14 protein-coding genes are annotated in these 24028 nt (G+C 53.9%); 12 read left to right on the top strand and 2 right to left on the bottom strand.

From position 1 onward, the window contains the following. Positions 1-185: 185 nt before the first annotated feature. Complete coding sequence (locus ACYVJM_RS27785) at positions 186-1142, bottom strand: O-fucosyltransferase family protein (protein ID WP_461151484.1); 957 nt, start codon at positions 1140-1142, stop codon at positions 186-188. A gap of 220 nt (positions 1143-1362) precedes the next feature. On the opposite strand from ACYVJM_RS27785, the gene ACYVJM_RS27780 reads away from it, so the two are divergent. The 12 genes from ACYVJM_RS27780 to ACYVJM_RS27725 all read left to right on the top strand — a co-directional run bounded on the left by ACYVJM_RS27780 (position 1363) and on the right by ACYVJM_RS27725 (position 22872). Next, positions 1363-2367 (top strand): peptidoglycan-binding domain-containing protein, encoded by a 1005-nt coding sequence (locus tag ACYVJM_RS27780; RefSeq protein ID WP_461151483.1) that lies wholly within the window; start codon positions 1363-1365, stop codon positions 2365-2367. Positions 2368-2385: 18 nt separating this feature from the next. After that, positions 2386-5079 carry a hypothetical protein gene (locus ACYVJM_RS27775; RefSeq protein WP_461151482.1) on the top strand — a complete coding sequence of 898 codons (2694 nt, stop codon included), beginning with the start codon at positions 2386-2388 and terminating at the stop codon, positions 5077-5079. A gap of 32 nt (positions 5080-5111) precedes the next feature. Beyond that, entirely contained in the window at positions 5112-7595 is a 2484-nt protein-coding gene (locus ACYVJM_RS27770) for a hypothetical protein (protein WP_461151481.1), read from the top strand. A 22-nt stretch (positions 7596-7617) separates the two neighbouring features. Further along, positions 7618-9816, top strand: coding sequence for a hypothetical protein (locus ACYVJM_RS27765; RefSeq protein WP_461151480.1), 2199 nt, complete (start codon positions 7618-7620; stop codon positions 9814-9816). A gap of 20 nt (positions 9817-9836) precedes the next feature. Beyond that, positions 9837-12119: a hypothetical protein gene (locus tag ACYVJM_RS27760; RefSeq protein WP_461151479.1), complete on the top strand. Its 2283-nt coding sequence runs from the start codon at positions 9837-9839 to the stop codon at positions 12117-12119. Positions 12120-12155: 36 nt separating this feature from the next. Then, positions 12156-14396 carry a hypothetical protein gene (locus ACYVJM_RS27755; protein WP_461151478.1) on the top strand — a complete coding sequence of 747 codons (2241 nt, stop codon included), beginning with the start codon at positions 12156-12158 and terminating at the stop codon, positions 14394-14396. Between the two features lie 14 nt (positions 14397-14410). Beyond that, positions 14411-16711 (top strand): hypothetical protein, encoded by a 2301-nt coding sequence (locus tag ACYVJM_RS27750; protein ID WP_461151477.1) that lies wholly within the window; start codon positions 14411-14413, stop codon positions 16709-16711. Positions 16712-16734: 23 nt separating this feature from the next. After that, positions 16735-17823 (top strand): hypothetical protein, encoded by a 1089-nt coding sequence (locus ACYVJM_RS27745; protein ID WP_461151476.1) that lies wholly within the window; start codon positions 16735-16737, stop codon positions 17821-17823. Positions 17824-18175: 352 nt separating this feature from the next. After that, a complete protein-coding gene (locus ACYVJM_RS27740) occupies positions 18176-18601 on the top strand; it encodes a response regulator (protein WP_461151475.1) in 426 nt (141 codons plus the stop codon). 509 nt (positions 18602-19110) lie between these two features. Beyond that, positions 19111-19650, top strand: coding sequence for a gluconate 2-dehydrogenase subunit 3 family protein (locus ACYVJM_RS27735; protein WP_461151474.1), 540 nt, complete (start codon positions 19111-19113; stop codon positions 19648-19650). A 41-nt stretch (positions 19651-19691) separates the two neighbouring features. Further along, positions 19692-21410, top strand: a complete 1719-nt coding sequence (locus ACYVJM_RS27730; protein WP_461151473.1) for a GMC oxidoreductase — start codon at positions 19692-19694, stop codon at positions 21408-21410. A 238-nt stretch (positions 21411-21648) separates the two neighbouring features. After that, positions 21649-22872, top strand: coding sequence for a PQQ-dependent sugar dehydrogenase (locus ACYVJM_RS27725; protein WP_461151472.1), 1224 nt, complete (start codon positions 21649-21651; stop codon positions 22870-22872). Between the two features lie 179 nt (positions 22873-23051). On the opposite strand, the gene ACYVJM_RS27720 is transcribed toward ACYVJM_RS27725, so the two are convergent. Next, entirely contained in the window at positions 23052-23900 is an 849-nt protein-coding gene (locus ACYVJM_RS27720; RefSeq protein ID WP_461151471.1) for an NHL repeat-containing protein, read from the bottom strand. Between the last annotated feature and the right edge of the window lie 128 nt (positions 23901-24028).

The following is a 24028-nucleotide window of genomic DNA, read 5'->3' as shown; positions in this document are numbered from 1 at the left end:
GGGACACTTTTCTGGGCTTTGGCGTGCTTTTTCTCAACTAAGCAGGGTAGACAATGGTAGAAAATCTCATTCGCCAATTCAGCCGCTGAAAAATCGATGTTGGAAGCAGAGTTGTGCAACAGCCACGAGCGTTTATCGAGACAGCGATTTTACCACCTGTTCAACGCTATTAGTAGCATACAAGCTTAGAAAACTCTTATATCGTCACATTGATCTTGCCCTTTTATACACAGCCAGTGGGGGTGGTTCCCCTCTTCAAACTCAACATCAAGTTCCCGGCCGGTTTCGTGAAAAAGGACGCGCTTATGTAGCCGGGGGGCGTAAACTTTGGCATTTCCCAGGAAGCAGGCCCACCAACTGAATGAGGAATTGGCCCGGAATACTGCCTTGGCGAACATCAGCTTCAGAAAGTCGGGAAACCAGGAGAAAAACACTTCTGGAACCGGCGTGGCTCCCACCGGATAAGACCAGTGGTCGGGGTAACGGTGAGAGGTTATGCCATAGGAGCCAGTCTTATCGTCCGTTACCCACTCGACGGTTTTGGGGTCGTAACCGTACTTTCGGAACGCCGTTTCATATGACTCCCGGGAAATCACTGAGTAACCAAGGTTCGTCTGGTTTTTAGCGTCGGCGATGTCGTCGCGCCGTAAGTGGGCGACTGTGTAGGTCCCTTGTCGGTCTTCCATCCGCCGGTAGATGTCCGACCGGCGAACCTCCTCCGAAAACCGGAAATACGACTCCCGTATCCTGTCTGCCGAGTACTTCGCAAAGATATGGGGGTGAAAACAGCATAGACTGTCGATGCACACATTCACCCGGCCGTACTCTGCTGGGTTATCCGGATTCAGGTATTTGATCTGGTCACCCGTTCGCTGATTGAACCGGTTGACGGCGGCCATCCGCGCGTCGATGTGGTCGAAAGGGGGGATGCTCTGGTTAAGATACAGCCGCAGTTCGTCGTCGTCGATTATCTGGTGAACGCGGTTTTCAAACAGCACGTCGCCCTCCCAGTGCGATGGCAGCCAAATAGCTAGGTCAAAGGTTTCCGCATAATGCCTAAGAAAGGCGTACGTAAACATTCGGTTCCCGAACCGGCCATTCCAATGCATCAGCACGATCTTATTTCCATTTGTCGAAAGCATAGATCAGAAGAAGTGAATGTTTACAAGCTTCATTTAAATGCCGCTTCAAGTAAGTTATTCCAGAGAATAAGCCGACTACCGATAAATAAAAACTATTGAGGATAAACTAGTCAGCTTCACAAACTTAGCCAGTAGCTAAAGGCGAACTACCTGATTAGGTGATCGAATTTGCCCTTCCATTTTTCAATTGGAATCATTGAATGTCATTCGGATAAACTGTATGATTATCTCGGGAGCACTGTTTAACGTTTTATGCCAACAGTATCGATTCCTTATTGACGAATCGGCACCGGTTTTATTTGCCGTTCGAAGCGCGCTTCCCGTAGAAGTATTGCGGGGAAACTTCATGGTTTCCGGCACGTTTAAATCCACGCATCCGGTCCGTTCGGTTCGCCTGAATTATCATACCGTAAGATGTACGATCGGCATCTGGCTTCCGGCGTCCGGCGAGGTGGCTCTGTTCCCGGGCAGTACGGTTCCTTCCGCTTCCTACGTCTATTGCCATCCCGCTTCCCGTGCGACCTTCAATATCCTCAAACCGGGTTTGTATCAAGTGAGCCGTGGGCTGCATCCCCGCAGCGAACGAGGGTTCCAGCGGCATCCGGCTTTCCTGATGGACGGCTACGGACTGGTCGAGGTGCCGAACCTAATCAAAGTCGGTCAACGCCCCCGCTTCGATTTTCGGCAGGTCCGGCATGAAGTGGTGCTGTCCGGCGATAATTTGCATGCCGCCCGCACAGAGCCCGAAGCGGGTCATGATTCCCGTCAGAACTGCATGGCGTCCTTAGAACTACCTTACAGCAGTTCAGGTTGCCTCACTATCACCGGCCAGCCGGCGCCCTACGTCCGCCATCCGACGGCTGACTCCCGCTGGAACTGCTGGATGCACTTTTATGACCTGCTCGACCGCCCGGATTTCCGGGCCGGGCAGTATGACCTGCTGCTCTTCGACAATTCGGATCTGGCTCCTGGACACCCGTCGGCATCCAGCGGCATCCTGCGGTACGGCTCCGCGGGGCCGGACGTGGCCCGGGTCCAGAATATCTTGGCATCGGTCCTGAACGGAAAGACCGGACGACCTTTTTACGAAGGAACGATCGACGGCTCTTTTACGGGAGCCACTGCATCCGCCTACCTCGACTTTCAGAAGACATTTACCCACGCCCCCCTGACTGGCCAACTCAACCTACGCCTGTTCCTGAACGCGACCAAACACTTCCGATAATCCTTAACCAAGCCAACCATGTTGTCTATCGATCACCAGCAAACGCTACACGGGATTACTGTCTATCGTGATTTCCAGGACCCCTCCCAGTATTACTATCTGCCTGCCGAAAAGGTGAAAATCGCCAACAATGGAAAGGGCATTCAGTTCGTCGCCTATATCGACGGAGAGGTGGTGGAAAGTACACAGCCTACATTCAACGACGATCTGAACCGGACGGGCGGCTTTCTGACGCTAGAAGTCGAACTGGGGCCGGACGAAACAGACGTAGAAGCCGTCCGGCAACAGCTCGAAGCGGAGGGCGGCAGCGTGCGGCTGACCCAGGTACCCTTTAAGGACGGGGCCGTGAAACTGGTCATGTTCGGCAGCACCGGGGGCGATGCCAACTCGGCGGTCAAGTTTACGGTGGCTGGTTCGACCAAGCCCTCCCTAATCGGGAAGCAGACGGCGGTTTTCTCGCTCCAGCTCGGTGGTAAGGAAGCCCAGATTATGTGGAACCTGCTGAAGAACGGCTCACAAACTCAGGTCGGCATTGTCTACGACCTCGAATACCTCGCCGTCATGCCCGCCTACCACCTTGAAATCACGGTCGATTTTAAGGCAACGGAGGAGTTCTGGCAGCACCACATCGACGCTGACTTTAATTTGGATGCGGGTTCGCTCAAGATCGTTTCGAACAACGATATCGACTTGATCATGCGCGACCTGGTCAACCGGGGGGCTATCACCATCAAACAGGTCGACTATACCGGAACCGGCTCCCCGGGACCGCTGGGCTCCGACGATCCGAGCGGGATGAAACTGGTGCGGGAACTAATGTCGCCCACCCTGTTCGACGTCACGGCCATTCCGCGGGAAGACTACAATGTACTGGGAAGCACCCTGCCAAGCCAGCGGGATTCGGAAGGGGGAACCACCACCCCGACGACGACGACTTCGCCCCGCCCTGCACCCAGTACACCCACCACCCCGGCCTCACCAACTCCCACGACACCCACCACCCCGACGACGCCGACCCCACCGGCTACGAATACCGGTACGGCTACCCCGGTACCTACGCCGACCTCAACGGTTACTCCCAGCCCCAGCCCGCCGAGTAACGACGGGGGCGACGATACGCCCGTGCCCACACCGACCACCGAAACCCCGCCCCGGGTGACCCCAACGACACCCACCTCTCCCCGGCCTACGCCCACAACGACAACGAGCCCCACACCCACACCCACCCCGACCAGCCCTACGCCTACCTCGCCTACCAGTCCGACCCCGACCAGTCCGACGCCCACGTCCCCCACTAACTCTGGTCCCAATACCCCGGAAAAGGTGTCGACTAAAATCTCCATCAACGCAGGGTATTCGCTGAAACACCGGTCGATTTCCCAGCAGATGAAGCGTACTTACATTTTCGACAAGGCGGAGGCCAAGACGCAGGCTTACCATCCGGCGGGTGCCCTGAGCCTGGAAGGAACCGCCTTCGATGCCACCAAACAGGTTATGCTGGTCCGGCTGGGCGAGGGTCCGTTCAAAGAGATCGAGCTCGATGTGCGGGCCGCCTTCGATTTCGACGAGTTCCAGATTCTACAGGCCATCGTTCATATCTCCTACGGCTTCCGGAATCGCCAGGGTGACAAAAAAAATCCGCTGCATCTGCACAGCATCACTTTGAGCCCGACTGAACCCCGCACCAAAATCAAGTTCTTCGTCGATCAGTTCGGCACGATGACCTTCGACTATACGGTGGAGTTCATCCATAAACCCGGCTCGATCATCGGAACGTTCGAGACACGCATTAGCTCCCGGCGGTTCGAGAACGTCACCGAACGCGACATCGCGGTCAATATTTCGGATCATTCCCCGCTGATCCCCCTCGAGATACAGCCCGGTAACATCCTGTTCTCCAACGACGGTATCCAGTCGGTGCAGGTGTTCGTGGCGCCCAAAAAGGACACCAATGGCCGAACCATCATATTTAAGGAAGGAAGTTCGGAACTGAAGAAATTCCTGATCGCTCCGGCCGTTGAGGATCAGTACGTCTACTTTAAACGCCAGGAATTCTTCTTCAGTGAAGACTCGATCCGGGAGGAGTTCGACGCCCAGAAGGACTCGCAGGTGATCGTGAACCGGCCGGAGACGCGCGTCCTGAATATCTCGCCCATCTTGGTCAATACCGCCAGCCTGCTGTCGAAAGCCATCGTGAAGGTCACCTACCGGAACGTGGAGGGCGAGGAACTGATGAAAGCTCTTGTGCTGAACGCAGAGGCCACGGCTACCCAGCAAAACTTCGCCATCATCGTGGAGGAGGAAGACCCCCGCATCTGGCGTGCCACCACCGAGTTTCTGCTCCGCAACGGCGATATTCTGGAGGGCCTCGAACGCGAATACCGTATCGAACAGCCACCGATCAGCCTCGAAAGCTGCGGCCTCAAAGTCCTGAAGATTTCCACCCTGCTGGAAGCCGACACCTTCAGCGGTAACATCGCGGCCGTGCAGGTGCAACTCTTCGAGAACAGAGGTAACGGTTCCCCAGCGCTGGAAACCGTCCTGCTGCGCCGGTCCAAGATTGAAGATACCGTTGTGCTGAAAGGCGTCGACGTGGGCGATCCACTCAGTGCCGTCGTCAACGTCATGAAGAAAACCGGGGAGGATGAGGTGCTGAACATCGTCGTACCGGCCGGCTCCCAGGAGCTGCTGATTCCTATCCGCAACATCTGAATTCATAACCAGCCAATTAAATACTTACCATTATGCTGATGCTGTTTCCAACCGTGAAGATACCGGGCTTAGATGATATTGAGATTTTCCGGGATCATGAGAAAGCCGACACCTTTTATGCCCTCCGGGGCCGCCCGCGTATCGCGACCGAAGATAAGGGCACTCCGCAGCTGACGTTCAATTTCTTCTCCCGAAATGCAGACATCGCCTACGCCAGCAGCACGAATAAAGAGCTGGTGGAAACCCAGTTAGGGCAACTCCTGTTCACGACAGACCTTTCCATTTCGGAGGAAGAGCATAAGACCATTGTCGATTACCTCTCTTCTCTGGCCGAAAAGCCGAACCATCCCTTCGTCCGTTTGTACGGGCTGCTTCGTGGCGGGCGCTTCTTTGTGCCGGTATCCCGCGACAACAAACCGATCATCAAGCTGGGTACGCCCAATACCTGGAAGGAAGGCACCGCCAAACTGGAATTGCTCGAAGGCCTCGGCGACACCTTCAAGAAACAGTCGAGCGCCGAGGTGCGGCCGTCGCTGGTCGGGTCAAATTCGGCTTCGTTTTACGCCACCTTCGGCATCGAGGGGGCCCAGATCTATTACGACGCTCTCACCAAAGGCTTCTCGGGCCAAGGCGACAACCCGGAAAATCTGACGCCCTTGCAGGCCATCGTACGGTATGAGCTGAAGGGCTATGCTTTCGTACCCAACCTGGAGGTGATCGTTACGGCCAATTCGACGCAGTTGTTCAACCAGATGCAGACCTATCAGGAAGACTACCGGAAAGAAAAACGGGGTACCTACAAGGTCGTCAGCGGCATCGGCTACCGCCGGACGACGGACTCGCGGAGCGTCACGGCCAGCAAGGAAGACATCGGCAAGATGATTGAGGACATGATCGACCGTAAGATCATCAACATCGAGATTACGGACTTCGGCGACGTGGCAGCCAACAGTGAGGAAATCAAGGAGATCGAAACCAACCTCCGTACCACGCTGATGGATACCATCATGACTACCATCCTGCCCAACTTCTTCCAGACGGCCTTTATCGGCGAGGAAAAGAAGGACGAAGGTACGGAAGGCGGTACCAGCAACGGGCAACCCCGCCCCAATCCCAATATGGGCGTCAGCGATGCCGAACGCCAGCGCCCGACCGTCGATACCCACTATTATTTTCGCAACGAAGTTGACAAGAGCAAGATCAGCAGCCTCTACTTTCACTTCAAGAAGAACGGAACAGTCGAGTTCCGGCGGTACCCGAACGGGACGCTGATCACCCAGCTGACGGAAGAGCAGCGGAAGCAGCTCGTCCGAAACATCGACGTCAGCAGCCCCGAGGTTCAGATTCTGGAGGTGCAGGTGGCCGTTAACGCCGACTTTCAGGCCGATAGCATTCACAGTATCATCGTCAACATCTCCTACAGCCAGCGGGATGTCAAGACCGGCATCGTCCGGCAGAACTCCAAATCGTTCGTCTACAAGAAGGGGGACGAAAGCTACACGTTCCGGGTCACGATGGCCCGCAACGCGGAGGGCAAGCTGATCGACTTTTATAATGTTGAGGCCAAAATCTCGTACATCGGTACGGCTGCTTCGCCCCCGCCCATCGAACTGAAGGAAATCAGCGACCGGGCACTCGTGATCTCCTACGATAAGCTCGGATTCGTTACCGTCAACTGCCTGGCCGGCGACATTGACTGGACCCTCGTGAAGGAGGCCATTGTCAACCTGGAGTACAAAGAGGTACCCAACGAACCGGACACGAAGAAGGAAATCCGGCTCACCAAAGAAGTGCCCAACGGCAACTGGCGGTGCTACATGTACGGCAAGAAAAGCAAGGAGTACAGCTATACCGTCAAGTATATCTTCCAGGACGGGCAGGAAGCCTTCAGCAAGCCCAAAACGGATACGAAAGGGACGCTGATGATCGACGACCTGCTGACGGGCCGGATCAAAGCTTCCTTCGATATTATCATGGATACCAACACTGTCAAAACGGCTAAGGTGGAGGTTCTCTACGAAGATACCGGCCAGCGGATCAAGGAAGAATATTCCCATTGGTTCGAGGGGACCGATACCTGGGACTTCTCAATGCGGCTGCGCGACGACGCCAAAGACAGCTTCAAATACCGGTATTTTGTTCAGTATAAGGATGATATCGTGACAACCTCCCCCTGGGTCGAATCCCGCACCGACGAAGACATCCCGCCGATCCACCTCCGCCGATATTCCAACGTGCTGACCATCGACGGCGGTCTCCTCGACTGGAATACCTGGCAGGTGGTGTTCGTGCAGGTAAGCTACGAGGAATCGACCTACTCGGTGCGGAAGAACATCCGGCTTGACAGCAACAATCCGTTCCAGACCTTCGAAGCGCTCTCCTTTACGCCCAAAGGCCAGCCGTTCAAATATTCGCTCCAGTTTGCCAAACCGGGAAGTCCGCCGATCCGGATCAACGACTTGGAAGATTCGACGGGTCTGCTGATTCTGGAAGCACCCCGGGTGCCGCAAACCTAATCACTCCAAACTACCGAAAGTCATGCCAGGCATTGAAAATACCAAAGTAAAGCCGCAGCTCTACATGCTGTCGACGGCTGCCATGTCCAACATGGTTCTCATCGTTCAGAACAACCAGGTCAATGAAGCGCCCTCGGACGCTAACCGGGTCTACGTCTTTAACGGAAATAAATACGGCCAGCCCCGTTTCCGGATTAAAAAACGGAAAGGCGGTAGCATCATGCCCGACTCCGACGCCTTCTGGTTTGTGAAGGACGCCACCACCGGCAAAACGACCCTGCACTGCACCATCGAAGTCTTCCGGCCCGAACCCGACGTGTTTCCGTTCACGATCCGGAATCAGCAGATCGAAGTACAGTTTCAGGTCGGCGGCAAGACCGTCAAGCAACTGATGCAGATTACGGCCTCTCCGCTGATCAACGACATCAACATCCTCCAGGATCTGGTGGCCGAAACGGAAATCACGCCCGAAACGGTCCTGGATCTGGTCCGCGACCTGACCAAGTCGAACCTCACCACCACCTTCCAGCTGACGATCCGGTCAGAGCTGTGGTATCAGGTGCTGAGCACCGGCCCCTCCAACCAGACCGTCTCCTGGTCCCAACTGGCGGTCACCGATCTGACGGACCTATCGCAGCTGTCGCGTCAGAAAGTGCAACTGATGGCCACGACCGGGCGACCGTTTCTGGCGCAGGACCAGGTTCTCGCCCGGACCGACCGGGTCATCGTGGGGGATCGGGTCATCGCCCAGCCAAAAGTCCGGGATCACCGGAACCCGACGCCCGGCCCCCGGCAAGAACCGCGTCCCACGCCCCCCCCTCCGCAGAAGATCGACCTGGTGCACGTCGAAATGGTGCAGTATGCCAAGAAAGACCAGTCGGTCTTCGGCGACCTCCTGGCCGATTCGGAGGTTAACGGGTTTGAGTGGACATCGGTCAACCTCATCAAGGAGAACGGTCTCCAGTATCCTATTTACTACAAACCAACCGCCCAGCCCGACGTTTTTTTCTTCCTGCCCCAGGTGTTTCGGATCAAGGCTAAGGAAAACAACGGGGAGCCGAAGATTTCCATCACGATGGTGGCTGGCGACGACCCCAACGATACCGCCAAATACCGCATCAACGTCGGCATCACCGTCGTTCCATACTACAATCCAAAGGCGAAGAAAGACCTCTACCGCACACTCGACACGGCCACGACCGGTCTGGTCAAGTTCTGCGAACTGAGCCTGGGCGGCTATAAGTCCGTCCGGTTTGAACTGAGGGACGCCTTTGCCGGGGAAAACGCCGTGTTCCGGGGCAAGATTAAGGAATCCATCGAGACCATCGACCCCATCACTGGTTTTACCCTGTCCGTGGAGTGCTCGCTCGAATCTTTTGACTTCTTCAAACGGGAACTCTCCGATGGCGAATGGGTGGTCGGCGACGTCATTTTCGAGCTGGTGACTGACGGCGATAACCCCGACCAAACCAAGACAGTCCGGATTCCGGTCGAACTGGATATCCGCAAACTGGTGGGGATTCCGGTGGGCATAGAAACCGTCGGCACCGCCGACCCGGAAGTACCCATCATTGGCTTTTCGATCAACAACACCAACACCTTTCCCATTGTGGTGGGCGGGGCCGAGCTGACCCTTTTGTCGAAAATCGGCAGCACCGTTTACGACGCCGACTACGACATCGGGGTTCAGCAGACCTGGCCCCTCGGGATTCCCGAACAAGGGCAGGCCCAGGTGCTGCTGCGGCAGGAGGACATTAAAGACCTCACTGACCGGTTCTGGACCGAACTCTCGTGCGAACCGTTTGGGCTGTCGCTCAACACGATGCCGGAAGATGTGCTGGCCAAGGTGATCGATTATGCTACCGGCGACCCGCAGATCTGGCAACTCGAAATCAGCTGTCCGCTATTTGAGCGCTGGAATGACCTGGACGGCACTACTCTGGAGCCATTTCGGCAGGTTCATCAGGTAATCGTAGAGATCAAAAACGAGGCAGGGGAGGTCTCCGCCGTTCAGCTGAGCAAAACAAAACCGGTCGATTCGATCAAGATGGCACGCAGCATCAAGCAAATCCTGAACTCGCAACAGCTCTCCAGCCGCAAGTACATGTACCGAGTCGGCACGGTCTACGTGCTGGACCCCACGTTCTGGACCGACTGGACCGAGCCGGAAACCACCTCGGGCAACTTCCTGATCATCCGTCCACAGAAAGTGATGGTTTAACCACACAAGAACCCTTTCCCATGATTACTATTCCGAGTGTACTGAATCACAAAAACGTGGTCATCTTCCCCGACGATGAAGACTGCAACCTCTTTTATGCCCTGAAAACCAGTCCGGAAATTCGGGTCGAAAACAGCCAGCCCATCTTCAGCGGCCTCTTCTGGACCGATCGCGCCAACGGCTCGGCCGACAGCGTGGCGGGTCTGGCGGGCGGCTGGATCAACTTCGACGCGCACCTCGGCGTCAGCCAGGTCGTGTTGGACGAGATTGCCGGCAAGCTGAAAAGCGCCCAAGTGCAGGAAGACCGCCGGAAAGTACTGATCAAGAAAGAGAAGGAACGGCTGGGTCTGATCGCCAGGGCACGGGGCGAAACCACCATTCCCGACCCTGACGTTCCGGCCGTTCGCGAGATCCGGTTCGGAGCCGTCAGTTTTACGGAGGGCACCGTTACGCTGCTCGAAGAGAAAGCTGGCGAATTAATCCCCTGGTCGTCGGCCGGTGGGCCAGCCAGCCTCATCGGCGACAACAATGCCGCCTTTGCCCTGCGGCTCAGCCCCACCGGCGCGGCCATCTGGTATAAAGCTCTAAAAGACGGCATCAAAGCCATCAGCATCCGGTATGACCTAAAATTCCAGATGCGGCTGCCTAGCCTTGAAATCCGGGCCTGGGCCGGCTCCACGCAGGAGAGCGAGATTAATCGAAAAGTCGACCGAGTGTGGCGCAATACCGACCAGGGCTGCTCCGATGCCGACGTAGAGCGCATCAACGTGTCGGAAGTGACCGAAAAGCTGGTCGAGGAAGGGCTGATGAATATCGAAGTCCGCAAGGGCTCGTCGGAAATCTCCGACGAATATGTCAGCCAGCTTCGCAATATGGCTATGAAGCTGATTGAAGAGAAAGTGCGGGAGATCATTAAAAGCCGCATTCATGGCATGACCGAGGACGAACGAAAGAACTCCATGATCAAGCTGATGAAGGAGGAGGTACGTTCATTCGTCGAACTTCGCTTCACGCAGGAGGATGTCGTCGAGTGGCAGATCGCCCCGCAGGGAACGATCATGAATTTTCTGGAAGGTGTTCCCGAAAGCCGTAAGCAACACATAACCAAGCTGGTCGACCTGAGCGAGCAGGAGGTGGAAACCATTACCCTGAAAACGTCCGTGGACGCGCCCTGGGATGAAGCGCCCTTCGTCAATGCCGTGAAAGTCAACGTCGAATACCCGGCTGCGGGTCAGCGAAACTCGGTGCTGTTTCAGAAAGGAACGCAGCCTGATGTCTGGCACTTCCGACGTCCAAAGAAAGATAACGGCATTGCCAGATACACCACGGAGGTTTTTTTCGGGGGCATCTCGCAGCCACTGGTCCTGCCGCCCGAAACGACCAACTCCGAAGCCATCAATGTCAACATCGGAAAACTGGGGCTGATCGACGCCGTTTTTAAACCGCATCCCATCCTGAGCTCGCTAACGGGTACCAACGCCGTCACGGCCGTTCAGGTCGACGTTTCCTACAAGGAGGAAGGCGAACCAGGGCATTTTACGGACACCCTCCTTCTGAGACTGGACAAGCCCGAGGGCGAACGCCTGACCCGCATTCTGGGGCGGGTCATCGACGCCCCGCTGGTGTACCGGGCCACCTACTTCTTCTCCGGCGGCAATACGCTCCGGATGGAGGAAAAAAAGTACTACATCACCGAGAGCAACCTGGTGAGCATTCTGATCAGCAGCCCTTACCAGGATACGATGGACCTGACGATCGAATTGCCGCAGCCGCCCGACAAGTCGGTAAAGAAGGTCATCGTCGAAGTTCGGTACGAAGATGTGGCCAACCAGTTCTCCAGCGTCGGCAAGGCCGAACTTTCGGCGGACGAAGACTGGGATCCGGCCTTAATCAAAATCGTCATGGTCGACAAAAAACAGTCGAAGTTCAAATATCAATACCGGATTGTCTCCGACGATTCGATTGCCCGGAGCGCGCTGATCGACGGCGACGGTGAGGGCACGTTGATCCTGCCGATCTTCAAGGTTACTATCAACGCCGGGCAGCTCAAGCTGGGTAGCCTATACGCGAATGCCCTGCTGACGCTCCAGTACATCAACGGCACGACCAAATCCAGCCGGGAAATTTTCCTCGACCCTTCGTCGGCCGCCGGGGTGATTAGCTGGTACATTCCCCGCACCAGCGAAACCGACACTTCGTACAGTTATCAGCTCGCTCTGATTAAGGAAGACGGCAGTTCGGTGGAGACATCGGGAACCAGCCATGGCAGTTTTTTGATCCTGAAAGCCCCGGCCGTTTCCTGAGACACTGGATGTTCAACCCTGACCCACTTTATCGCCATGCTGAGCTATAAGCCACCTTTCCTGGAGTTGGGCAACCTGATTCTGTTCCGGGACGATACCGATTCCGAGACGTTCTACTACGTCTGTCTCCAGCCGTCTATCGTGCTCAATGCGGCCGGAGATTCGAACCTGGAAGCGTATGCCATCCTGCCCGAATCCGGAATCGGTACGGAAGCCGAAAGCATTCTGGAAGCCGGGCTGATGCTGGACGTTAGTCTGGCCGTCGGCCAGAAGGAGTTGGAAGCGGCCGAAAAAGCCGTTAAGGAAAAACTCGGTGTGAAGCCGAAGCTCCTGGCTCCGGCCCCGATTCATTCTGGAAAGGTCTATCTGATCATCGCGGCCGCGGGCGACGAGCCCGATCCGACGAAGTGGTTCGTCACCTCCGAGGTGACGCCCACCATTTTCGGGGCGAACGCGGCTTCGCTGGTGGTCCGGGCCGTCGGCAACGACGCCAAGCTGCTTGTGGCTGCGCTGGACTCCGACACGATTGCCGCCAGCGTCCACTACGAACTGAAAATGCTAGGGATAGCACCGGTTTTCAAGGCGTTCATGAACGTCCACTGGAGTAAAGTTTACCACCACTTCGAGAAATTCAACAAGACCAATTTTATCTTCTTTACCGACGAGATTACGGCGGCTGTCGATCAGTTGAAGGAATCGAGCGCCATCGAGATTGAGGTGCAGGAACTGGACGCCGACCTCAAGAGCGAGGCCATGAAAAGCCTCCTTAACGAACTGAAAGCGGAAGTGGTCAAGCGGCTTTTCCAGCCGGCTTCTTCTCCGCTGAGTGCCTCTGAGAAATGGGAAGATCGCCTGGCGGGCGGGGTCAGCCGGGTGCTGTCGTCCATCGCGCCGGGGGTGCATCATATCCGCCGGACCATCGACGAATCTCAGTTGAGCGACACGACAATCAACCTGTCTCAGCGCAACGTCAAGACCTACCCGCTTAATCCGCAGGCGCTGCTACCTACCCTGATCAAAGCCGCTGGCGGCATCAAAGACCGCATCCACTGGATCAAGCTGGACGAGATTCCGTTCATCGATCAGAAGGTGGAGGTGAGGCTGTCGGCCGATACGTTCAAGAACTCGAATATCAAGTCGGTGGTGATTGAATGCCGGGTGGTGGATGCTGAAACCGAAAAGACCATAACGGAAAACAGTATCGTGTTCGACTCCGACGAGACGCTCCGCAACCACCTGAACTTCACCCGGCAAAAAGGGCGTCGATACCGCTACGAATACCGAACGACGCTGTTCATGACGACCGACTCCCTGCGGCTGCCCGGCAAGCTCGAACTGGACTGGCTTTCGGAAAACAGCCCCTATATCTACTTCAATTCGGCCGACTATTTTGAATCCCGCGAACTGACCGTCGGTCTGGACGACACCAGCCTCTTCGACCATGCGCACCTGATTCAGGCCGAGCTGAATGTGCTGGACAAAAACGACCGGACGCCGGTGCTGAAACGGACCTTCCTGTTCCGGTCCGACGATAAGGCGCAGAAGGTGCTTTCCATTGTCACCAACAAAACCATTCCGCTCCGCTTCGACCTGGACCTGACCTATTTTCTGGCCGAAGCCAAAGAACACAAAGCGTCCTATACGGATCTGAACTCAAATTTCTTCTTCATCCCGAACCCGTTCGAGAACAAGTGGTCGGTCGATCTGCTTTGTACCGCCGACTGGACAAAAACCGGCAAGGTGATTCTGGAAGCGCGCATCATAGACGCCGAACGCGAGGACCCGCTGCTGCTGAAGTTCGACTTTAAGCGTGACTCGACCGAAAAATTGCTAGGCGTCGCTACCAGCCTGCGGACGCCCCGCGAAACCTTCGAATACCGGGTGACGGCCCTGACCGCCGAAGGGGCCGTGATTCAGGGGCCGTGGCAGTCGCACCAGGGGCCGGTGCTGGTGGTGTCCGAGAGGATAAAAGCCGAGCGGATTATTCGGGCCACGCTCACCCACTCACCCGATTTCGACCGAAAATCCATCAAGCAGGTGAGCGTCGAGTTCGTCTACCATGACCCCGCCAACGGCATCCATCTCGAAAGCGATCGGTTGCCGTTCCGGCGGATCGGCGATACCGTCGAGTTCCGTCACCCTATGCCGGATTTCAATCACAAGAGCTTTCAGTACCGCAGCCGCGCCAGGGGACAGAGTGGAGAAACGTATAAATCGGACTGGTTCGACGAAACTAAAGACAAAATCGAAATTAGCATCCCGGATAATCTCTGGTAAATCAACGTTTCACCATGCTGGATCTGGCAAAACCCTTAGGCATTCACGAAGGACTAATCTTCTACGGCGACCATGAACTGACCGATCTGGTCTACTACTTCCCCGACGAGGTCAGCCTGGCGCCCCAGCGAACCCCGGTTGGCGGGGCGTCGGACTTCTACGAACTCTTCTTTCAGATGTTTTCGGAAGGCGACATTGTGGACGGCAGCCTTGACGACCTGCGCAAAACCGCGGGGTCCATCCTGTCGCTAGGCGTCCAGTGTACGGTATCGCCCGAACGGCTGGCGAAGGCCGTCGCAAAGCTGAAGGGGAGTGGTCTCTTCCCAAATTTGCTGCGGGCCACGGTGCCGCCCTGGAAAGATGGCACGGTTAACCTGATGGCCCTCGACGCCATAACCGGCCGAAACGAATTAATGGGTCAGGATGCTTTCGTGAAGAGCATTCTTGGGTCGCTGAAGCCCTCGCTGATGTCGAACGACCTGAAGAGCATCTTTAACCTCCGGCTCGACCGCCGGGGCACGGCCCTGATCCTGGGTGCGCTGGAGGGGGATACGGGCAACGTGGCTGGGGTGCTGTACGATCTGAAGTACACGGCTATCCGGCCCGCCCTCGACCTGCGCATCTGGGCCAACCTCGGCCGCTGTTACGACAGTGTTTCCCATCAACTGGGCATCAAGGCCGAATTTACCTACGGCGTCAAGTTTTCCCTCGGTGCCGAACTGAACTGGCTCACCAAGAAGATGGAGGAAGACGGCGACCTCAGGATTGAGGTACTCAGCCAGGCCGAAGACCCCGAAACGAAGAAGATGATGGACGAAATGGTCAAGGACTTTAAGGAGAGCATTCTTCGGGAGATGTTCCGGCCATACGTCAATCCCGAATCCGTCAACCTCCCGACCCTGACGAGCCTGGTGCCGGTGGTGGGCGTCTCCTACAAATTCACGAAAGAACGAATTACCCACGATAAGGTCATCGAAGCCGATTACCGGGAGCGCTCGGCGGTGGTCCGGACGCACAACCCGCAGTCGCACCTGTGGGTGCTGGGCAAGCAGATAGCCGCCAATCGGGACAAATACGTTCAACGGGTGGTCTTCAGCGACGTCTGGCGCGAACAGTCGCTCTCCATCGAACTCGTCCACGACTTTACGAAACCGGAGGCCGACCTGCTCAGCGCCGAGGTGGTGATCTGGCGGGCGAAGGAGGGCTTCCGGGCTGATGCTCCCCCCGGGCGGTTTGCCGTTCCGGAAAACGCCGACCCGCTCAAGAGTCTGACCTTCCACAAAGACAGCAACCGCAGGATTTCCATCGCCTGGCTGTACGATAAAGGCGAGCCGGTGGGGTATTTCTACCAAATCCGGTTTCTATATCGCGGACAGACCGGAAGTATCAGCAGCCCCACCGAAATCCTGACTGCTCCGCAGTTCAGCACGGCGGAGAATCTGGTCATTTTTCCGGACACGTTCACCTTCATCAAACGGATCGAAGTGCGCGAAGGCAACATCAATCTGGCCGAGTTTCGGGGAGTCGACGTGACGCTGCGGCTGAAGGACCCCGCCGACACCGTGCTCGACACGGAGGTCGTTACGCTCAACACGTCCCTGAAAAATGCTGCCTGGACGGTTCGGGGCAAGGATAAAACCGCCCTTTTCATCGAAGCGACCCGCGAATATCACTTCGCTGACGAGCGACCTTCGGTCAAGACCGAACCGGTTTATCTTCAGGACGACGAACTGATCGTGAACAAACCCTTCCAGCGGTCGCAGTTTTCGCTGATTCCGGTGGTGGCCGGGCACAATGAGGCCGTGAAGGAAATTCTGCTGGAAATCCGGGTGGAGTCGCCGGACCTGGAAGAACCCGTCAAAAACTTGTTTCGGCTGAAAGCCCCCGGCTTCGACAGCCCGGACCTTGGCATCAAACTGCAATCCGCGCAGGACAAACTCTTTTTCAAGGCAGGCGCCATCACTACCGACGGCACCGTGATCGATATCGACGAAGGCCCCATTCTGACCAATGCCTTAGTGATCGACCTGAACCGGACGAACAACAACGAGGTGCGGTTCGTTTGGAGAGGCCGGTCGCCGGAAGCCCTTGGTTTGAAAAGCCTACGGGTGGAGCTGCGGTCGGTCGGGGTGGTCCCGGAAGAACTGGAACCAATTGAGTTTCGGGGCAACCTGGTGCCGCAGTCGGTGGTCCGGATTTTTCCGAAAACCCAGAAGGTCGAATGGCGGGTCTTCAAACGCTTCGCTGACGGTACGAAGGAGAAAAGTGACTTCAACGCCATACTGGCTCGGGAAGTGGTTATCAAAGCCGAATAGTCAACAGTGATTTTGCAAAAACCATGAAAACATACATCCTTATCGTCGCTGGCTACGATTACGCCAACGGGGGCGTCAACTTCTCCTACATTGCTGACAAACGGCGGCTGTATCTCCTGCAGCAGAATCCGTCGTGGGCCAACGACCCGGATGTGGTTTTCGTCCGCTTCGACGTGAAGGCCGGCAAGATCGAGCGGAATACCTCCAACGGGACCACCCGCTCGTGGAGTCCGGATTCGGGCAGTTTCACAGCCATCAGCCGCTCGGCCCACTACCAAAGCGAGCATTTCATCTCCGCCGACACGAACGTGCTGTCGATCACCGACGCTTACCGGTACGTGAGCAGCCTCGGTGCCACCGAACCCGGCACCGTCCGAGAGTTCAGCGTCATGGGCCACGGCTGGTACGGCGGGCCGGTGCTGGTCAACTCTTTTGAACGCAGCGAATTTGCCGTCGGAGGCAGCCGCTACCCCGAACGTGACCCGCGCGACAAGGACGGCCGGACTAAAGATTTCACCCGAGAGAACATGAGTAACACCGACTGGAATAATTTTCAGAACGCCTTCGCTTCTGACGGCTATTGCTGGGTTTGGGGCTGCGTCTTCACGAGGGCTTATTACAACACGTTGTATAAAATCATGCAGACGCCCTCCTTCAAAAGCAAGGCGTTTGGTACCCATCAGGACACCGACTCTTTCACTATTACCGTCAATGATTCCTTTGTGACGAGCTATTACGACGCTGACCGGAATTTTTTCCCGCGCGACAACAATGAGCGTACTTTCACCCGCACCCTGCTGGAACTGAAGAACTTCTTAAAGCGCGGGATGCGCCGGGCTTACCCGGGTAAGTTGGCTGGTGATACAGGCATCGAATGTCGAGCAGCTTTTCTCGGTACCTACTCAGATTACGAGCGGGCGTATCCAGGGCATAACATCACTCATGCCATCATGATAGTTCCACGGCACGTCGGGGTCTACGGAACCGATTTTACCAAAACCATAAACTTTTTCAAGACGTACCTGAACATGCCTGAAGACCCCGAAAGCAGGGGGTACGGTGTTTATACAAATGCCATGGTGAACCAGTGGTGGAACGAAGCTATTGCGTGAGCTTCTCTCATTCAATAAAAAATTGGAGAGCGTTAAAATTTGGGATATATCTTATGAGTCAATAGCATCACGATCGACCAACAGATTGATTAGCCCGGTCAACCAGGATCGTACATTAGAGTAGCCAATCCAGATCATATCGTTGTTTGTAGCATTTTAGGGATAATGAGCAACTGATTCAAGCTGGCCAAATCGGTAGAGAGGTCGAGCAAATTACTGATTTGTAGCAACTCTCCGTACTAAACCTCTTTTTCTCTACTAAGAGACTCCAGTAAAGCCATACTGTTCCTGCTTAAGTGGAGAAATTCAGCTCAGCATTTGTATTTTTTTATTATTACTTCGACTACCTCTTATGCCTGCTACTGTTGCCATTGTTGAGGATCACCGTCTGCTTCGACAAGCACTGACCAACTTAGTCCGCCAATCAACTGAGTTTGAAGTACTCTATGTGGCAGAAAACGGTAGAGATTTACTAGATCAGATGCTAAGCGTGGGCAAGATTCCTGATTTGGCGTTGGTTGATTTACACATGCCCGTACTGGATGGATTTGAAACTACAACTCGACTGCGCCAACTCTATCCAGCCATACGGGTGCTGATTGTGACGATATCCGATCTTAAAGAAGAGCTCATTGACGCCATACGGAGTGGAGCGCATGGTTATCTGATAAAAGGCCAGTCCGATGAACTACTTCAGGCGATGCATGAAGTGATGACCAACGACTACTACTTTCCTATCAGCCTGACTTCTTCGAACGGGAATGAGCGGAGGAACTGACGTTTTTCTGCGTGGTGTTTAACAAGCTGACTTTGAGGTAAGTAGCTATTTCTTTGGCTATACCGCTACCTGCTTTTAAGCAATACCAGGGATCAATTTTTGTTTTGTTAAAGGTAGATTCTGCTGTAGGCATGATTTTAAAAGTACTTCGTCGGGGGCTGAATAAAGTTATAAGGTTCATGTAATCTAATTCTTCTGAAATGGTGTCCTTTAAACGCCTGGTTTAAGGTGCAGATTCTTGAATATTTTACCGTGTCTGGATGGCGCGTTTCGTGAGACAGTGATTTTATACCTGCTAACTCTAATTAGTCGCATACGCTACGCCAGTATGGGACAAAGGATCAATAAAGGCAGAGCTTTAGCGTTAAAGGAATACATCGGCACTGCAATTTGGACGATCAGTTAAGAGAGGACGAAAGCATTCGCTCTACCAATGTTTTGCCAGTAGGGGGTGGGTAGTACAGGCTGTTTAATTATCAGGTAATTCGATTTGTAAATCATTTAATTCTATGCAACGACGTTCTGCTCTGAAAGGCTTGGCAATGAGCCTTGGCGGCTTAGTTAGTCTGCCCACCTGGGCATCTGGTTGGACGGTCAACTCGTTAGGTAGTGTTTCTCTGGTATCGGTTGACGAGCAAACCCTGTTAGGAGAAATCGTAGAAACGTTTATTCCCCAGACAAACTCACCCGGTGCTAAATCGCTCAACGTGCATCAGTTTGTCCTGCAAATGATAAAAGACTGTTTAGGTGAACCTGCACAAACGACCTTACAACAAGGCCTTGCTTTGACCGAAACTACCGCTCAAAAAACGTATGCCAAAGAATTTGCCAACTGCAACGCCCCCCAACGGAGAGACATTTTGTTGAAACTGGCAGCATCGACCGATCCGGTAGGCAAAGCCTTCGTCGATATGATCAAACAGCTTACTATACAGGGCTACACAAATTCTGAATACTACCTGGTTAACGTTCAGAAATTTAACATGGCTCCTGGCTTTTATCACGGCTGTGTTCCAGTGCCCAAGTTGGCCGTAAACGTGTCTAAGTAATTCGATTAACTAGACTTATTTACCCTTTATCTTGAAAATCAATGTCTTTTTTAAATATAGACTCAGTTAAGGAGCGTACGTTTGATGCTATTGTAGTTGGTTCAGGCATCAGTGGGGGCTGGGCCGCCAAAGAATTGACGGGTCATGGGTTACGTACCCTCGTTCTGGAGCGGGGACGCGATGTGAAGCACATTACCGACTATCCGACCACGATGATGCAGCCTTGGGAGTTTGCGCATGGGGGGCAACTTACCAAAGAATACCGAGACGCTAACCCCATTGCCAGCCGATGCTATGCCAACCGGGAAGATGCCAGTCATTTCTTTGTTAAAGATGCCGAACACCCTTACGTACAGGAAAAGCCGTTCGACTGGATACGCGGCTATCAGGTTGGGGGCAAATCGTTGATGTGGGCGCGGGGTACCCAACGCTGGTCACAGTACGATTTTGATGGTCCCGCCCGCGACGGCTTTGCCGTTGAGTGGCCCATTGGCTACGCAGATATTGCCCCCTGGTATAGCTATGTTGAAAAATTTGCCGGTATCTCCGGAAACCGGGACGGTCTGGCGCAACTACCAGACGGTGAGTTTCTGGCTCCTCATGAGCAGTCCTGTATAGAGAAACACTTCACCGACCAAATGGCAAAGCACTATGGTGGTACTCGCCCCATTATTATTGGTCGTTGCGCTCATTTGACTAAGCCGCAACCCATCCACTACCAACAGGGCCGGGGTCAGTGCCAGAATCGGTCAATATGTCAGCGAGGGTGTCCGTATGGCGGCTATTTCAGCAGTAATTCCTCCACGTTGCCATGGGCGGCTAAAACCGGAAAAATGACATTGCGCCCTGACTCGGTTGTCCATTCGATTCTCTTCGATGAGAAGAAGAATAAAGCGACGGGGGTTCGGGTTATTGATGCCCATACGAAAGAAATAACCGAGTACTACGCCAAAATTATCTTCATGAATGCGGCTTGTTTGAACACCAATCTTGTCCTGTTGAACTCAACATCAAGCCGGTTTCCGAATGGTCTTGGGAATGATAACGGCTTACTTGGTAAATATGTAGCGTTTCATAATTTTCGAACGACTATATCGGCCGAACACGAAGGTTTCCAGGATACGACCACCGAAGGTATTCGACCCAACGGCAGCTACATTCCCCGCTTTCGTAATGTATTTAAGCAGGAGACCGACTTTCTGCGCGGCTATGCGGCTGGATTTGGCTCTAGCCGTATGACTTCCGTTGACACGTCAGGGCTGGGTGAAGACCTGAAGGCGAGTCTGATGCAGCCTAAGTACGGTAACTGGCAGGTAAGTTCACACATGATGGGTGAAACCATTCCCAAGGAGAGCAACTATGTGCAGCTGGATACTAGCCTGAGGGACGCTTGGGGGATTCCACAGTTGAAAATATCAGTCGCCTATGACGAAAACGATGAGAAAATGATTCGGGACTTCCATGAACAGATGAGTGAGATGTTAACCGTATCCGGCTTCAAAAACATACGTACTCACGACCGGCCTGATAAAGCTCCGGGCTTGGACATTCACGAAATGGGTGGGGTTCGTATGGGCAAAGACCCCAGGACATCTCTGTTAAATAAGTGGAATCAACTGCACACTTGTAAAAACGTATTTGTTACGGATGGCGCCTGCATGACCTCAACGTCCACCCAAAACCCATCACTCACGTTCATGGCTATCACGGCCCGGGCCGCCGATCACGCCGTGAAAGAATTCAGAAAAGGAAATTTGTGATTTTGAATAGTGGCTGAACGGTGTTTGTACTAATTGTTTGCGACCGGAAGTATAGAAAGTAGCAAGGATGTAGTGCCTCAGAACCAGTATTTTAGGGCTATTTTAAGCAATGACTAGCTTAGTGGTCAACTAAGTTCGGCCACTACTATATAAGATCGCTATCCGTTATCCTCTTATAGCTGATGAGGGTGTCCTTGCAAACCCCTAAATTCACATTCACTAACTAATTAAACCGAACATGAAGACCCACATTCTGCTAGTCATAGCGGGTGCATCATTAGCCTTGCCAGCCTGTGGTCAACTGACAGCTACCGATCCAACAGCCTCTAATCAGACAGGTTCTGTAGAAACCAAAGAGCCTAACTCAGACTACAAATCGGCTTTTGTGGGACAAACCCGGATTGCTGGGGTGAAATCCGCTACCAAATACGAAGGCAAAATATTAACCGAATCCCTTAAATTTCCCTGGGGCATTACCAGCCTACCCGATGGTCGACTGCTCATTACCGAGCGGGAAGGAAGCCTGCGCATCGTCACGCCCCAAGGAAAAGTTGGTGAAGCGATTACGGGACTGCCTAAAGTAAATCCATCCGGTCAGGGAGGTCTGCTAGGGCTTCGCGTTGACCCCGCTTTCCAGACAAACCGGATGGTCTACTGGGTGTTCTCGGAACCAAGCCCTGAGGGAAATTTGACGGCGGTGGCTAAGGGTAAGTTGGCAACTGACGAAAAAAGCATCGAAGGTGCAAAGGTCATTTACCGGGCCACACCGGCTTATAAAGGAAATCTGCATTATGGCGGACGGATTCTAATCGCTCCGGACGGCAATTTAATTATCAGCACGGGAGAACGTTCCGATCTGGTCACCCGGCCCCAGGCCCAGTCGCTCAATTCTGGTCTGGGAAAAGTCATTCGCATTACCAAAGAAGGTAAACCCGCATCTGATAATCCCTTTGCCGGACAAGCCGGTGCCCGCCCCGAGTTATATTCCTATGGCCACAGGAACGTTCAAAGTCTGGCTTTCGATCCGGTGACGGGCGGTTTGTGGGAAGCTGAATTTGGCCCTAGAGGAGGAGATGAACTCAACCACATTATACCCGGTAAGAACTATGGCTGGCCAATCATTACGTATGGTATCGAATACAGCGGTAAAAAAGTAGGCGACGGCATTCAGCAAAAAGAAGGTCTGGAGCAACCGGTTTATTATTGGGACCCGGTCATTTCGCCTAGTGGGATGACCTTCTATAGCAGCGATCGAATCCCGGAATGGAAGAATAACCTCTTCATTGGCTCGCTCAGTGGGATGCACGTTCTTAGACTGATCATCCAGAATGACAAAGTAGTTGGTGAAGAACGGCTGCTAGCGGATCAATATCAGCGTTTTCGGGATATAACGCAGGGGAATGATGGAGTTTTATATGCCATTACTGACCAAGGCAGGTTATACCGCATCGATAAAAAATAACACTTACTGACTGCTGGCTAGCGATTAATGCGCTTACCTGACAATCTGCTGTTCGTTATCTGCCTAACCAAGCGATAGTCGTGAACGGTCTATCAACGCTTGATTAGGCAGATGAAGATATAAAGGGGCCGTGACAGGGCAAGCGGACTCACAAAGGGGTTAACTTGTTGTCGACCAAATTACTTCAATGTGTAGGCTTTAACGGTGTTATGGAAAAAGGTAGGAACAAACAGCATGTGGGTCGCTGGATTGTAGCCAATGTCGGCCGAGCTTATTTTCTGGGATGACGTATCCAGCTTTAGCTCCGTTGTTCCATCGGCCCGAATGTACCACACTTTTCCGGCCCATTCGGTCACCATGTAGGTCTTATTGCCCAGGGCCACAATGCCATCGATACCGCCCGTAACCTTGGCTAGCGTCGTGAGTTTTTTAGAGGTTGGATTCAGACTCAGCAGCGAACCATCGCCATTACCGATCAGGAGTTGATTGTTTTCAAATAAGAGCCCATTGGTACCCTTTAGGGGCTCACCCTCTAGCACGATACCCACTTTCCCATTTGTTATCGCCCACACTTTACTGTCGTTCGAGTCGGTAACGTATATCACGCCCTTCTGAGCATCGACGGCAATATCATTCAAGAACTTAGCCCCTTCGATGGAATAGCGGTTGAGGATCTTTCCCGTTGCCAAGGAAATCTCGGCGACCTGGGTCATTTCGGTCACATACATTTTATCGCCCAGGATACCCATTCCTTTGGTGGAATTGAGGTTGTCGGTAAATTTCAACTGGATTACTTTACCATCCAGGCCTACTTTAGCAATGTAGCTGTTTTTGTTTTCCAGTTTGGGAGCGCCATTGATACAGGCTACGTAGAGGACGTGTCGAACCGGATCAACCAGCACACTTTCTGGTGTTCGAAGCGTCGTATCGGATTCCCATGCGGGTTGTAGTTTAAGCGACTGGGCTTGCCCTATAGCCGATAGATTAACCAGCAGACCAGCCAGCAGGATAAAGAATGATTTTTCCATGAGTTATCGCGTTTAGTAGCATGAAGGTAAGCAAGTTTGACAGCCTTTCAATGCCCGGCTAATGAGCGTTCTCTTGCCAAGTGGGTCAAGCAGCATTCGTGGCGAGAGGTCCCGGATTTTACCGACAA

The sequence above is a fragment of the Spirosoma pulveris genome, from assembly GCF_054781875.1.
Note: the sequence above shows the minus strand (reverse complement) of the source record. Positions and strands in the feature narration are given on the sequence as shown.

Bases quoted from the DNA above. Each gene is read 5' to 3' on its own strand.
- ACYVJM_RS27760 (WP_461151479.1), top strand. From the start codon at position 9,837: ATGATTACTATTCCGAGTGTACTGAATCACAAAAACGTGGTCATCTTC.
- ACYVJM_RS27730 (WP_461151473.1), top strand. From the start codon at position 19,692: ATGTCTTTTTTAAATATAGACTCAGTTAAGGAGCGTACGTTTGATGCT.
- ACYVJM_RS27780 (WP_461151483.1), top strand. From the start codon at position 1,363: ATGATTATCTCGGGAGCACTGTTTAACGTTTTATGCCAACAGTATCGA.
- ACYVJM_RS27750 (WP_461151477.1), top strand. From the start codon at position 14,411: ATGCTGGATCTGGCAAAACCCTTAGGCATTCACGAAGGACTAATCTTC.
- ACYVJM_RS27765 (WP_461151480.1), top strand. From the start codon at position 7,618: ATGCCAGGCATTGAAAATACCAAAGTAAAGCCGCAGCTCTACATGCTG.
- ACYVJM_RS27740 (WP_461151475.1), top strand. From the start codon at position 18,176: ATGCCTGCTACTGTTGCCATTGTTGAGGATCACCGTCTGCTTCGACAA.
- ACYVJM_RS27770 (WP_461151481.1), top strand. From the start codon at position 5,112: ATGCTGATGCTGTTTCCAACCGTGAAGATACCGGGCTTAGATGATATT.
- ACYVJM_RS27755 (WP_461151478.1), top strand. From the start codon at position 12,156: ATGCTGAGCTATAAGCCACCTTTCCTGGAGTTGGGCAACCTGATTCTG.
- ACYVJM_RS27735 (WP_461151474.1), top strand. From the start codon at position 19,111: ATGCAACGACGTTCTGCTCTGAAAGGCTTGGCAATGAGCCTTGGCGGC.
- ACYVJM_RS27785 (WP_461151484.1), bottom strand. From the start codon at position 1,142: ATGCTTTCGACAAATGGAAATAAGATCGTGCTGATGCATTGGAATGGC.
- ACYVJM_RS27725 (WP_461151472.1), top strand. From the start codon at position 21,649: ATGAAGACCCACATTCTGCTAGTCATAGCGGGTGCATCATTAGCCTTG.
- ACYVJM_RS27745 (WP_461151476.1), top strand. From the start codon at position 16,735: ATGAAAACATACATCCTTATCGTCGCTGGCTACGATTACGCCAACGGG.
- ACYVJM_RS27775 (WP_461151482.1), top strand. From the start codon at position 2,386: ATGTTGTCTATCGATCACCAGCAAACGCTACACGGGATTACTGTCTAT.
- ACYVJM_RS27720 (WP_461151471.1), bottom strand. From the start codon at position 23,900: ATGGAAAAATCATTCTTTATCCTGCTGGCTGGTCTGCTGGTTAATCTA.